Here is a 12898-nt window from a genome sequence, read left to right as displayed (position 1 = left end):
GTGAGCGCGAAGACCTCCCCCGAGGCGCCCCTGCCGGTCAGGTCGGTGCTGCAGATGGTCGCCCAGTGGATCGGGAAGCTCGGCACGGTCTGGGTCGAAGGCCAGATCACCGAGCTGACCGCCCGGGGCGGCACGGTGTTCATGACCCTGCGCGACCCGGTCGCCAACGTGTCGGCCCGGGTGACGTGCGCCCGGAACGTCTACGAGTCGAGTCTCCCGCGCCCGGTCGACGGCGCGCGGGTGGTGGTGCACGTCAAGGCCGACTTCTGGGTCAACCGGGGGTCGTTCGCGTTCACCGCCATGGAGATCCGGCCCGTCGGGGTCGGCGAGTTGCTGGCCCGGCTGGAGCGGCTGCGGCAGGTGCTGGCGGCCGAGGGGCTGTTCAACAACGACCGCAAGCGCCGGTTGCCGTTCCTGCCGGGGACCGTCGGGCTGATCTGCGGGCGCGACTCGGCGGCCGAGCGCGACGTGCTGGAGAACGCCCGGCGCAGGTGGCCGGCCGTCCGGTTCAAGGTCGAGCAGGTGGCGGTGCAGGGCGGGCTGGCGGTCGCCGAGGTGACCGACGCGCTGCACCGGCTCGACGCCGACCGCGAGGTCGACGTGATCATCGTGGCCCGGGGCGGCGGATCGCTGGAGGACCTGCTGCCGTTCTCCGACGAGTCGCTGGTCAGGGCGGTCGCGGCCTGCCGCACCCCGGTGGTGAGCGCGATCGGCCACGAACAGGACTCGCCGCTGCTGGATCTGGTGGCCGACCTGCGGGCCTCCACCCCCACCGACGCCGCCAAGAAGGTGGTGCCCGACGTGGGCGAGCAGCTCGCGCTGGTCCACCAGTTGCGCGACCGGGGCAGGCGCGTCATGGGCGGCTGGCTGGAGCGGGAGCTCGCGTGGGTGAACGCGGTGCGGTCGCGGCCGTCGCTCGCCGATCCCGTACGCGAGATCGAACGCCGCGCCGAACAGGTCGACCAGCTCAGAGACCGGGCCCGGCGGGTGCTCGACCATTCGCTGCACCGCAGCTCCGACGGGCTGGAGCACCTCAGGGCCCGGCTGGTGGCCCTCTCGCCCGCCGCGACCCTCGAACGGGGCTACGCGATCGTGCAGAAGCCGTCGGGCGAGGTGGTCAGGAAGGCCGCCGAACTCACCGAGGGCGAGGCGCTCACCGTCAGGTTCCCCGACGATCGGGTCGGGGTCGAGGTCACCGGCCTTTAGGGTGGGCAGCGTGGCTGACGAGAAGACGCCGTCCTACGAGAAGGCGCGCGAGGAGCTGACCGAGGTGGTGCGCCGCCTGGAAGCGGGCGGCCTGACCCTGGAGCAGTCGATCGAACTGTGGGAACGCGGCGAGAAGCTGGCCGCGATCTGCGAGAGCTGGCTCCAGGGCGCCCGGGTCAAGCTGGCCGCCGCGATGGCCGAACGCCGCCCCGAGCCCGCCTCCGACGAGGCCCCCTTCTAGACGTCGCGCTCGACCAGGCTGGCCGCGAGCGCGGTCAGCTCCGGCCAGTCGGCCGAGCCGGTGACGACGACGGTCCGGCCGTCGGCGACGCGCACCAGCGACCTCTGGTTCTTGTCTTCCCGGAAGCGCTTCTCCCAGGTCGTGCCCTTGATCACCTCGGTGCCGATCGAGGTCTCGGTGTTGGCCAGGCGGTTGGCGAACCCGGCCGTGGGCTGCTCGTTGCTCTGGGCCAGCATGGCGTGCATGCGCTTGGCGGTCGCGAAGCCCAGCCGCCAGGTGACCACGCCGCCCTCGTCGGTGAGACGGGAGCTGGTCGGCACCCAGTCGGGCTGGACCGGCTGGGGCACCGCGATCGGGAACTCGGCCGCGCCGGCGGCGTTCTTGGCGTCGATGGTGAAGTCGACGCGCGGGATGTGCTCGGTCCGGCCCTGCGGGGTGGTCAGCAGGAACAGGCCGACGCCCGCGAAGCAGACGAGCAGCGCGAAGGCGTAGCCGTAGAGGCCCTGGGTGAATCGGCGCACGGTCAACGAGGTTACCGGCTGCGGTCAGGGGTTCCTGATCCGGCCGATGATGCCGAGGGCCTGGTCGGCCATCAGCCGGGCCGCGTCGAGGTCGGCCGACAGGGTCAGTTCCTGGACGACCGCCGCCAGCGCCCCCGTGATCACCACCACCAGCGCGTCTTCGTGCTCGAAGAGCGAGGCGTTGCGGCGGGCCCACGTGCGCAGCCGCTCGCGGATGACCACCTCGAAACCGGGCGGCCCGTCACCCCGCAGGAACAGCGCCGCCAGGTCGCGTTCCTGCACGCAGCCGTCGAGGTAGGCCCGCGCCCCGGCCAGGAACAACTTCATCGGCTCGGTCTCGCCCCCGGTCCGGGCGGCGTGTACGGCGGTCTTGGTGCGCTGGGCCTGCCGGTCCTGGAACTCGTCGAACAGCGCCCGGTAGAGGTCGGCCTTGCCGGAGAAGTGGTGGTAGAGGCTGCCGACGCTGGCCCCGGCCCGCTGGACCACCTCGGTGACCCCGGCCTCGGCGAACCCCTGGGTGATGAACACGTCGCGGGCGGCGTCGAGAAGCGCGACCCGGGTCGCCGCGCCTCTTTCCGAGGTGCCCCGGCCGGTCTCCTTGATGTTGTCGCCGCTCATGCAGGCGAGATTATCGATGGAGCCGGGTGGTGTGGCACGACTCACGCAGAATCAACGGGCGATACCGGGTAAGGCAGTGTCATACCTCAAGGAGACGCGATGAACTCAGACCAGTCTGTACCGCCGCCGCTTGCCACCGACCGCCATGCGCCCGACCGCAACCTCGCCCTCGAACTGGTCAGGGTGACCGAGGCGGCGGCGATGGCCAGCGCCCGCTGGGTCGGCCGGGGTGACAAGAACGGCGCCGACGGGGCGGCGGTCAGCGCGATGCGCCAGTTGATCAACACGGTGTCGATGCGCGGCAAGGTGGTGATCGGCGAGGGCGAGAAGGACCAGGCCCCGATGTTGTTCAACGGCGAGGAGGTCGGCGACGGCAGCGGCCCCGAGTGCGACGTGGCGGTCGACCCGATCGACGGCACCCGCCTGTGCGCCCTGGGCATGAACAACGCCATCTCGGTGATCGCGGTGAGCCCCAGGGGTTCGATGTACGACTCCAGCGCCGTCTTCTACATGGAGAAGCTCGTCACCGGCGCCGAGGCGGCCGGCGTCGTGGACATCGAGGCGCCGGTGGCCCACAACGTGGCGGCGGTGGCCAAGGCGAAGGGCGGCAAGGCCTCCGACGTCACCGTGGTCATCCTCGACCGGACCCGGCACGAGAAGATCGTCCAGGAGATCCGGGAGACCGGCGCGCGGATCAAGTTCATCACCGACGGCGACGTCGCGGGCGCGATCATGGCCGCGCAGCCGGGCACCGGCGTCGACCTGATGCTCGGCATCGGCGGCACCCCCGAGGGCACCGTCGCGGCCTGCGCGATGAAGTGCCTGGGCGGCGTCATCCAGGGCAAGCTCTGGCCCCAGGACGACGCCGAACGCCGCCGCGCCCTCGACGCGGGCCTCGACCTGAACCGGGTGCTCACCACCGACGACCTGGTGAGCTCCGACGACGTGTTCTTCGCCGCGACCGGCGTGACCGACGGCGAGCTGATGAACGGCGTCCGCTACCAGGGCGGCCTGCGCAACCGGGGCGGCGTGGCGCACACCTACTCGCTGGTCATGCGCGGCCGGTCGGGCACGATCAGGCGGATCGAGAGCGAGCACCAGCTCTGGAAGCTGGGCGCCTACAGCGCGATCAACTTCGACACGGCCCTCTAACGACGCCGGCCCTTCTTGGGCGGCTTGGGCGACTTGGCGAGCACCCGCCCGCCCCAGACGTATCCGGCCAGTTCGATGACCGGGCAGTCGGGGTCGGCGGGTGGTCGCGTCTGGTCTTTGAACTGGCCGATGCGGGCGCCGGGGGCGATCATGATGCGTACCCCCTCGGGCACCGTCATGTTGACCGTGCCGGCCACCACGGCGAGCTGCACGACGATCCGGCGCGACTGCAGCAGCGCCTCGCGCAGGTCGAGCTCGACCTTGCCCCCGATCGAGCTCACCGGGACGGTCGAGGGCACCACCCAGCGGCCGCCGCGCGACTCGTTGCGGAAGACCGCCGCGACCGGCCGGTTGTGCAGCGCGATCGGCTGCTGGTCGGGCGGCAGCAGATCCTGGGTGAGCACCATGAGCTGCCCGAGCGTCAACGATCGGTAGGCGGCGTCGACACGTTCCTCGTGTTCGAGCCGGGACAACCGCCCGTCGGCGGCGGCCTCGGTGAGCACGGCGATGACCCGCTCACGATCGGCGTCGGAGGCGCGCAGTTCCTCGGGCCGCGGGCCCGACGGGGTCTCCCTGGGGGTGACCAGGGCGGCGATCCATTCCCGGAAGTCGCTACTCACCCTTCGAAGATTACGCGGTGGCCGGGGATCGCCCACCCGGGACGACCCCGGATCCGCGGTCGGGGTTCCCCCGGAGACCGAAGCCCCTTCCTCCGTTACGGCTCCGCCCGGCTCTCAACGGCCCGATCGCCTTCGCGGGCGGGGACTTGTTGACCTGGAAGAGGCCCGCCCCTAGCCTGGGCGAAATCTTGAACCTCGCTCATGTTCGGGAGGCTCCAGTGCCTCGTGACCGGCAGGCCCGCCTCGCCGCGTTCGCGGTGTTCTTCGTGCAGGGCCTCACGTTCTCGACGCTGCTCACCCAGGTCGCGGCGCTACAGAACAAACACGGCCTCGACGACGGCGAGCTGACCCTCCTCCTGCTGGTCGTGCCGGTCATCGCGGGCGTGGGCAGCGTCGTCGCGGGCCAGGTGGCGGCCCGGTGGGGCAGCCGGTCCATGCTCCGGTACGTCCAGCCGCTCGCCTGCGCCGCCGTCGCGCTCAGCGGGTGGGCGGCGAGCGTGCCGGTCCTGGTGACGGCGCTGGTGCTGTTCGGGCTGGGCCTGGGCGGGGTCGACGCCGGGATGAACATGCAGGGCACCGCCGTCGAACGGCGTTACGCCCGGCCGGTGATGACGGGGTTCCACGCCCTCTGGAGCCTGGCGGCGGTGATCGGGGCCGCGTGGGCGTCGAACGCGACGGGGCTCGGGCTCCACCTGGGGCCGGCGTTCACGATCGTGATGATCCCGGCCGTGGTGATCTCGCTGGCCGCCAACCGCTGGTTGTTCGGCCCGGCCGAGGAGCACGTCGAGACGGCCGTGGAGACCGGCCCGGCGACGATCCCGTGGCGGCCGATCCTGCCGCTGTGCCTGGCGATGGCCTTCCTCTACGTCGGCGACGCGTCGGTGTCGAACTTCGGGTCGGTCTACTTCGACCAGGCGCTCACCGCCGAGGCGTGGATGGCGCCGTGGGCGCTGGGGGCCTACCAGGCGACGACCTTCGTCGTGCGGATCGGCGGCGACGCGGCGGTCAGCCGGTTCGGGCCCGCCACGATCGTGCGGGTCGGCGGGGTGGTCGCGGCGCTGGGCTTCCTGCTGATCGTGCTCGCGCCGGACGAGGCGGTGGCGATCGCCGGGTTCGCGCTGACCGGGGTCGGGCTCTCGGTGGTCGCGCCGCAGTCGTTCTCGGCGGCCGGGCGGCTCGACCCGGCCGGGACCGGGGTGGCCATCGCCCGGGTCAACATGTTCAACTACGTCGGCTTCATCGTCGGGGCCGCGCTGGTCGGCGGCATCGGCGACGCCGCCGGGTTCCAGGTCGCGTTCGTCGCGCCGCTCGTGCTGGCCGCCGGGATCGTGGTGCTGGCTAGGGGCTTCGCATCTCCCGTACGGCTGCCGCGAGCCGATGGCCAGGCCACCGAGCGAAACCGATGACCACGGCCGGGCCGTCGACCGGTTCGGCGGCCAGCCCGGCCGCGACCGCCTGCGCGGCGAACGCGCGGGCGTCCCACTCGGGCGGCAGCTCGGCGAACAGGTGCAGCCCGGCCGAGATGCCGCAGACCTTCACCTCGGGGAACCGCTCGGCCAGCGCGCCCACCAGGGCGTCGCGGCGGGCCCGGTATTCGCGGCGCATCCGCCGCAGGTGCCGGTCGTAGGCGCCGGTGGCGATGAAGTGGGCCAGCGTGTACTGGTCGAGCACCGGTGACCCCAGGTCGAACTCGCCCCGGAACTTCCGCAGTTCGGCGGCGAGCGAGGCGGGCGCGACCAGCCAGCCCAGCCGCAGTCCCGGCGCGAGGGCCTTGCTGACGCTCCCGGCCAGCACCACCCGGCCGGGGGCCAGCCCCTGGAGGCAGCCGACGGGCTCGCGGTCGAACCGGAACTCGGCGTCGTAGTCGTCTTCGAGGATGGTCGCCCCGGTCCGGGCCGCCCAGGAGATCAGCTCGGCCCGGCGGCGCGGCGACAGCACCACCCCGGTCGGATAGTGGTGGGCCGGGGTCAGCAGCACCCCGCGGGCGCCGCTGCGGGCCAGCTCGGCGACGTCGATGCCCTCGTCGTCGACCGGGATCCCGACCAGTTCGGCCCCCGCCCGGCGGAGCAGCGGGGTCTGCCGCTCGCTCGTCGGCAGTTCGGTGGCCAGCCGCAGCGGCCCGAGCGCCTGGACGACCAGCGACAACCCCTGCGCCACCCCGGTGACCACCACGACGTTCTCGGGCTCGGCCCGCGCCGCGCGGACCCGCCGCAGATAGGCCGCGAGCTCGCCCCGCAACTCGGGCACGCCGCCCGGGTCGCCGTAGTCGAGCGCGTCGTGCGGCAGCGTGGCCAGCACGTGGCGGTAGGAGGCGCTCCACGCCTGCCGGGGGAAGGCCCCGAGGTCGGGCGAGGTCGGCCGGCCGCCGAAGTCGCCCGCCGCGTCGGCCGGGGAGGCGGGTTCCTCGATCGCGACGGCGGCCACGGTCGTCCCGGCCCCGATCCGCGACTCCAGGAAGCCCTCGGCGACGAGTTGCTCGTACGCCTCCACGACCACCCCGCGCGAGACCGCCAGATCCCGCGCCAGATCACGGCTCGCCGGGAGCCGGGTGCCCGCGGGCAGCCGGCCGGTTCGCACCGCCTCGCGGAGTTCGCCGGCCACCTGGCGGGCGAGACCGCCGGCCTGGCGGTCAAGGGAGAGATGCAGGTCGGCCAACGATTGGTCCTCGTTTTACCGGAGGGATTGGACTGATTCTGTGAACCATTTCATTCCTAGCATCCATCGTCATGAACAAAGGCACGACGGTGGCCGCGGCGGCGGGGGCGATGTTCCTGGTGGGCACTCTCGCCGCGGTGAGTGGCCTGATCAAGGACTATCCCCTCTACGGCGGGCAAACGGTGCGTTACGCCGTCGCCGCCCTGATCATGTTCGTGATCATGAAGGCGACCTCCAGGCCCAGAGCCCACCTCACGGTAAGGGATTTCGGGCTGCTGGTCGCACTCGCGCTGACCGGCCTGGTGTTGTTCAACGTCTGCGTGGTCGAGTCGACGCGGGGGGCCGGTCCGGCGCTCGTGGGGACCATGCTGGCGACGGTGCCTCTGGTGATGGCGGTGGTGACCACGCGCAAGCCGAGGCCCCGCCTGGTCGTGGCGGCGGGGATCGTGGTGGCCGGGGCGCTGCTGGCGACCGGGCTCGGCGGGGGCGGGGTCGGCTCGCTGCTCTGGGCGCTGGGGGCGGTCGCGTGCGAGGTGTGCTTCTCGCTGCTGGCGCTGCCGCTGCTGCCGAAGCTGGGCGCGGTGGGCGTGACGGCCTGGTCGGTGGCGCTGGCCGTGCCGCTGCTGGCCGTGACAGGGCTGGTCGCCGACGGCACGGCGATGCTGCGCGTGCCGACGGTGCCCGAGGCGCTGGGCTTCGCCTATCTCGCCTCGGTGGTGACATGTGGCGCGTTCTTCCTCTGGTACACCGCGCTGCCGCGGCTGGGGCCCGGCCGCGCCGGGCTGTTCGCCGGCGTGATCCCGGTCGGCGCGATCACGACCGGGACCCTCATCGGGCTGGGCCTGCCGTCGGGCGCCGAACTGGCCGGAGCCGCCGTCGTGGTGGGCGGCATCGTGGTCGGGCTGCTACCCGATCGGCCAGTGCGGGTGCGGGTCGTTCATGTTCTTCTTGACGCTTCTGATCAGCATGACGATGAGGACCGAGACGAGGGCGACGACGCCGATGATGCCGAGCGCGATAATGGCCATGATTCCTCCCGCGTTCAGGTCTAATGTCTAGTTTCTCACTATTTGCACCTTCGGGCAGGGGTGTCGGGCGGTTGCCGTACAGTCTTTGAAGACTCACACCGGCGTGATCAACGGAGGCTCGACCCCATGCCCGAGTTCAGCTACACCGACCTCCTCCCCCTGGGAGCCGACGAGACGGAATACCGGCTGATCACGTCAGAAGGGGTCAGGGTCGTCGAGGCGGCCGGGCGGCGGTTCCTCGAGGTCGAGCCCGAGGCGCTGCGGTTGCTGACCGAGACCGCGGTCCACGACATCTCCCACTACCTGCGCGCCTCCCACCTGGCCCAGCTCCGCAAGATCGTCGACGACCCCGAGTCGAGCGGCAACGACCGGTTCGTCGCCCTCGACCTGCTGAAGAACGCGTCGATCTCGGCCGGCGGCGTGCTCCCCATGTGCCAGGACACCGGCACCGCGATCGTGATGGGCAAGCGGGGCCGCCACGTGCTGACCGACGGGCGCGACGCCGAGCACATCTCGCGTGGCGTCTACGACGCCTACACGAAGCTGAACCTCCGCTACTCCCAGATGGCCCCGATCACCATGTGGGAGGAGAAGAACACCGGCTCCAACCTGCCCGCCCAGATCGAGCTCTACGCCGAGGGCGACGACGCCTACAAGCTGCTGTTCATGGCCAAGGGCGGCGGGTCGGCCAACAAGTCGTTCCTCTACCAGGAGACCAAGGCGGTCCTCAACGAGAAGCGCATGCTGGCCTTCCTGGAGGAGAAGATCCGCTCGCTCGGCACGGCCGCCTGCCCGCCCTACCACCTCGCCGTCGTCGTGGGCGGCACCTCCGCCGAGTTCGCCCTGAAGACCGCGAAATACGCCAGCGCCCGCTACCTCGACGCCCTGCCGACCGAGGGCTCCCCCGAGGGCCACGGCTTCCGCGACCTGGAGATGGAGCAGAAGGTCTTCGAGCTGACCCAGAAGCTCGGCATCGGCGCCCAGTTCGGCGGCAAATACTTCTGCCACGACGTCCGCGTGATCCGGCTGCCCCGCCACGGCGCGTCGTGCCCGGTCGCCATCGCGGTCTCCTGCTCGGCCGACCGCCAGGCGCTCGCGAAGATCACCGCCGAGGGCGTCTTCCTGGAGCAGCTGGAGACCGACCCGGCCCGCTTCCTGCCCGACACCACCGACGAGCACCTCGGCGGCGACGTCGTGAGCGTCGACCTCAACCGCCCGATGTCCGAGGTCCTGGCCGAGTTGTCGAAATACCCGGTGAAGACCCGGTTGTCGCTGACCGGCCCCCTGGTGGTGGCCCGCGACATCGCCCACGCCAAGATCGGCGAGCTCCTCGACGCCGGCGGCGAGATGCCCCAATATCTGAAAGACCACGCCGTCTACTACGCGGGACCCGCGAAGACGCCCGAGGGATACGCCTCCGGCTCCTTCGGCCCGACCACCGCCGGCCGCATGGACTCCTACGTCGAGCGCTTCCAGGCGGCGGGCGGCTCGATGGTCATGCTGGCCAAGGGCAACCGGTCGAAGCAGGTCACCGACGCCTGCAAGTCCTACGGCGGGTTCTACCTCGGCTCGATCGGCGGCCCGGCCGCGCGGCTCGCGCAAGACTGCATCAAGAAGGTCGAGGTCCTGGAATATCCGGAACTCGGCATGGAAGCGGTCTGGAAGATCGACGTGGTCGATTTCCCGGCGTTCATCGTGGTGGACGACAAGGGCAACGACTTCTTCACCGACACAACGGGGCCGATTCTGTCCATCGGACGCCGAACCTGACGGAGTTTGACAAAAGTTCTCGACAATGAATCGGCCCGGTCTCTACAGGCACTCGTACACAAATCGGTAAGCTGCCACCCATGCGTGCGCCGTCCGGATACCAGTTAGCCGCGCGCTACCGGCTCCTCCAGCCGGTAGGCCGCGGCGGCATGGGCACGGTGTGGCGTGCGCGTGACGAACTTCTCGACCGCGACGTGGCGGTCAAGGAGGTGCGGCTGCCCCTCGTCCTCGACGAGGAACTACGGGCCGAGTTGTGCGCCCGCACCGAACGCGAGGGCCGGGCCACCGCGATGGTCGCCCACCCCTCGGTGATCACCGTCTACGACGTCGTCACCGAAGACGACCGGCCGTGGATCGTCATGGAGCTGCTGAAGGCCCAGTCGCTCGAAGAACTGGTCAAGGCGCAGGGCCCGCAACATCCCATCAGGGTCGCCGAGATCGGGCGCCAGGTGCTCGGCGCGCTCCGCGCCGTCCACGCGAAGGGCATCCTCCACCGCGACGTCAAGCCCAGCAACGTGCTCGTCACCCACGACCGGGCGGTGCTCACCGACTTCGGACTGGCCGCACTCGAAGGTGACGTTTCCATCACCCAGGCGGGCATCGTACTGGGTTCCGCCGGTTACATCGCGCCCGAGCGTGTCCTCGGCGACAAGGCCTCCCCCGCCGCCGACCTGTGGTCGCTCGGGGCGACTCTCTACACCGCCGTCGAGGGCCGGGGCCTGCACGGCCGCCGTACGGCCGCCGCCGCGCTGGCCGCCCTGACGAGCGGCGCCCCGATACCGATGGACAACGCCGGCCCGCTGGCCCCCGTGCTCCGCGGCCTGCTCCAGATCGACCCGGCGGTCCGGCTCGACGGCGTGCGGGCGGCGTTGATGCTGGCCAGGATCGCCGCGGGCGGCACGGCCGAAGAGCCCATCGCGATACACCGGCCGCCGGTCCGGCCGTCCCCGCCGCCCGTCTTCACGCCGCCCCCCGTCAGGAAGCCGCCTCACCGGGGGCAACACCGGGCCGACAACCGTCCGGCCGTGCCCCGGCCGCAGAGCCCGCAGGTCTTCCCCCGCGAACCCCATCCGACCGGCGAGTTCCAGGCGGTGCCCGTCCCGGCGCAGCGACGACGGCCGGCCGAAGGCTCACACCGGAAGCCGGCCACCTACGACGTACCCATCGGGCCCCTGACCCGGAGCTTCTGGAACTTCGTCCGGATAGTGCTGCCACGGCGGTTCTGGCCGAAGAAATTTCGCAAGTGAACCTAAAGCGTTCCTCAAGGCCTAGGACGCTATCTTTCTAGTCATGCAGAGCAGGCTGCTCGCGGAGCGCTACGAACTGATATCTCCCCTCGGGCGCGGCACGATGGGCACGGTCTGGCGTGCCGTCGACCGGACCCTCGGGCGTGACGTGGCGGTCAAGGAGATCCGCCAGGATCCGGGGCTGACCCAGGAGCAGCGCACCGAACTCCGCGAACGCATGATCCGCGAAGGCCGCGCCGCCGCGCGTGTCCACCACCCCTCCGTGGCGACGATCTTCGACGCGATCGAGGTCGGCGGCGTGCCGTGGATCATCATGGAACTCGTCGAGGGCCGCTCCCTCGAACAGGTCGTGGACGAAGACGGCCCCCTCCCGCCCCGCCTGGTCGCCGAGATCGGCGCCGACCTGCTGGGCGCCCTGCGCGCCGCCCACGCCTCCGACATCCTGCACCGCGACGTGAAACCGAGCAACGTGCTGATCACCCACTCGGGCCGGGTGGTCCTGACCGACTTCGGCATCGCGAAGTCACGCGGCGACACCGCCCTGACGCAGACCGGCATGGTGATCGGCTCCCCGGGCTACACGGCCCCCGAACGGGCCCGCGGCGACTACACGGGGCCGGAATCCGACCTGTGGTCGCTGGGCGCGACCCTCTATTACGCGGTCGAGGCCCGGCCGGCGTACGAACGCCGGTCGATCGCCGAGACCCTGGCCGCGCTGATGACCGAGGTGTGCGACCCGCCCAGGAACGCCGGGCAACTGCGCCCCGTCCTCGAAGCGATGCTGGAGAAGGACCACACGAAGCGCATCACGGCCGAACGCGCCTCCGTCCTGCTCCGCGCGGTCGCCGACACGCCGACGATGACCCAGTTCCCCGCGTCGGCCGCCCCCCGACCCAGCGGGGGCGCCTTCGCCCCCGACGCGGTGTCGCCATACGGGGACAGCGGCCGGGACCCGAGTGTGGACCGGCCGTTCGGCACACCCCGGCCGGTACTGGGCAGCACGGCAGGTCCGCAGGACCCGAACCGGACGACGACCCCTACACCTTCACCTGCGACGGGTGCTCCCGGCGGACTCGCTGGAACATCCCGCCCTGGCGGGCAGGCATCTTCTGGTGCCGGTGGCGGAAATCCCGAAATTTCGGGACAGGCGAGTGGAGTCGCACCAGGCGCAAGTGGAGTCAGCGCGCCATATGCCTCTGGACCGGCAGGCTCGGGGGCGGCACCGGGCACCGGCGGCGACGCACGTCACGAAATTTCGGGACATGGAGCCGGAGGAGTCAGGCCGGGCACGGGAGCAGGCGGCGCGGGTGCCACCCCCTCCACTCGTGGCCGATCGGCGCAAGACGCTGCTGCAGCCACGCCGGCTGCCGAAATTTCGGGACATGGCGCGTCCGGAGCTGGCGGATCCGGTCCCAGCGGGCCTGGCTCTGGCGGACCTGGCTCTGGCGGACCTGGCTCTGGCGGGCCTGGCTCTGGCGGACCCGGCTCTGGCGGACCCGGCTCTGGCGGACCTGGTTGGGGACCGGGCGCTCACTTGGGCAGCCCAGATGCCGAGATTTCCGGACCTGGAACAGGTCCGGACTCCGCCAGTGCGTGGCCCGGAGTGGGCGCCTCGGGTCCCGGCGGGGAGTTCCCGCGTGCGGGCACCCGGCTCGGCGGTGCTCCCTCCCCTGATGCAGGCGGTCCTGGGGCAGCTACTCCTGGCGCAGGTGCTCCTGGCGCAGGCGGTCCCGGCACAGGCGGTCCCAGCGCAGGCCGTCCCAGCGCAGGCCGTCCCGGCGCAGGCGGTCCCGGCGCAGGCGGTCCCGGCGCAGGCGGTCCCGGCGTAGGCGGTCCTGGG

General features: G+C 71.5%; 13 protein-coding genes and 1 pseudogene. 9 read left to right on the top strand and 5 right to left on the bottom strand.

All coding sequences use genetic code 11. The features are described from left to right. Both xseA and AW273_RS07825 read left to right on the top strand, forming a co-directional pair. A complete protein-coding gene (gene xseA / locus AW273_RS07830) occupies positions 1-1206 on the top strand; it encodes an exodeoxyribonuclease VII large subunit (protein ID WP_083949583.1) in 1206 nt (401 codons plus the stop codon). A 10-nt stretch (positions 1207-1216) separates the two neighbouring features. Then, positions 1217-1447 (top strand): exodeoxyribonuclease VII small subunit, encoded by a 231-nt coding sequence (locus AW273_RS07825; RefSeq protein WP_062346801.1) that lies wholly within the window; start codon positions 1217-1219, stop codon positions 1445-1447. On the opposite strand, the gene AW273_RS07820 is transcribed toward AW273_RS07825, so the two are convergent. Further along, entirely contained in the window at positions 1444-1968 is a 525-nt protein-coding gene (locus AW273_RS07820) for a DUF4245 domain-containing protein (protein ID WP_062346799.1), read from the bottom strand. The two genes, AW273_RS07825 and AW273_RS07820, sit on opposite strands and share 4 nt — an antisense overlap. A gap of 24 nt (positions 1969-1992) precedes the next feature. Then, complete coding sequence (locus AW273_RS07815; RefSeq protein ID WP_062346673.1) at positions 1993-2586, bottom strand: TetR/AcrR family transcriptional regulator; 594 nt, start codon at positions 2584-2586, stop codon at positions 1993-1995. Between the two features lie 99 nt (positions 2587-2685). Between AW273_RS07815 and glpX the strand changes: the two genes are divergently transcribed. After that, entirely contained in the window at positions 2686-3738 is a 1053-nt protein-coding gene (glpX, locus tag AW273_RS07810) for a class II fructose-bisphosphatase (RefSeq protein ID WP_062346671.1), read from the top strand. Here the strand turns inward: glpX and AW273_RS07805 are convergent. Further along, complete coding sequence (locus tag AW273_RS07805; protein WP_232327171.1) at positions 3735-4358, bottom strand: DUF1707 SHOCT-like domain-containing protein; 624 nt, start codon at positions 4356-4358, stop codon at positions 3735-3737. The two genes, glpX and AW273_RS07805, sit on opposite strands and share 4 nt — an antisense overlap. Positions 4359-4576: 218 nt before the next feature. Between AW273_RS07805 and AW273_RS07800 the strand changes: the two genes are divergently transcribed. After that, on the top strand, positions 4577-5764 hold the full coding sequence (locus tag AW273_RS07800) for an MFS transporter (RefSeq protein ID WP_063909871.1): 1188 nt from the start codon (positions 4577-4579) through the stop codon (positions 5762-5764). On the opposite strand, the gene pdxR is transcribed toward AW273_RS07800, so the two are convergent. Next, positions 5697-7013, bottom strand: coding sequence for a MocR-like pyridoxine biosynthesis transcription factor PdxR (gene pdxR / locus AW273_RS07795; protein WP_062346668.1), 1317 nt, complete (start codon positions 7011-7013; stop codon positions 5697-5699). The genes AW273_RS07800 and pdxR overlap by 68 nt on opposite strands. Positions 7014-7084: 71 nt before the next feature. Here pdxR and AW273_RS07790 point away from each other — a divergent pair, with 71 nt between their 5' ends. From AW273_RS07790 to AW273_RS39290, 4 genes and pseudogenes are all read left to right on the top strand, one after another. Next, entirely contained in the window at positions 7085-8065 is a 981-nt protein-coding gene (locus tag AW273_RS07790; protein ID WP_063909870.1) for a DMT family transporter, read from the top strand. A 102-nt stretch (positions 8066-8167) separates the two neighbouring features. Next, the gene (locus AW273_RS07785) at positions 8168-9811 is read left to right on the top strand and encodes a fumarate hydratase (protein WP_062346666.1); all 1644 of its coding nucleotides are present in this window, start codon (positions 8168-8170) and stop codon (positions 9809-9811) included. An 80-nt stretch (positions 9812-9891) separates the two neighbouring features. After that, positions 9892-11058: a serine/threonine-protein kinase gene (locus AW273_RS07780; protein ID WP_062346664.1), complete on the top strand. Its 1167-nt coding sequence runs from the start codon at positions 9892-9894 to the stop codon at positions 11056-11058. A gap of 43 nt (positions 11059-11101) precedes the next feature. Beyond that, a pseudogene (locus AW273_RS39290) lies at positions 11102-11821 on the top strand (serine/threonine-protein kinase); the annotation flags it as partial. Here the strand turns inward: AW273_RS39290 and AW273_RS38460 are convergent. Then, positions 11713-12060, bottom strand: coding sequence for a hypothetical protein (locus tag AW273_RS38460; RefSeq protein ID WP_232327167.1), 348 nt, complete (start codon positions 12058-12060; stop codon positions 11713-11715). The pseudogene AW273_RS39290 and the gene AW273_RS38460 sit on opposite strands and share 109 nt — an antisense overlap. A 635-nt stretch (positions 12061-12695) precedes the next feature. On the opposite strand from AW273_RS38460, the gene AW273_RS38455 reads away from it, so the two are divergent. Beyond that, complete coding sequence (locus AW273_RS38455) at positions 12696-12887, top strand: hypothetical protein (RefSeq protein ID WP_232327165.1); 192 nt, start codon at positions 12696-12698, stop codon at positions 12885-12887. The last annotated feature ends 11 nt before the right edge of the window (positions 12888-12898 follow it).

It is taken from the genome of Herbidospora yilanensis (genome assembly GCF_001570565.1).
Classification (GTDB): Bacteria; Actinomycetota; Actinomycetes; order Streptosporangiales; family Streptosporangiaceae; genus Herbidospora; species Herbidospora yilanensis.
This window is presented reverse-complemented; position numbering and strand designations above follow the sequence as displayed.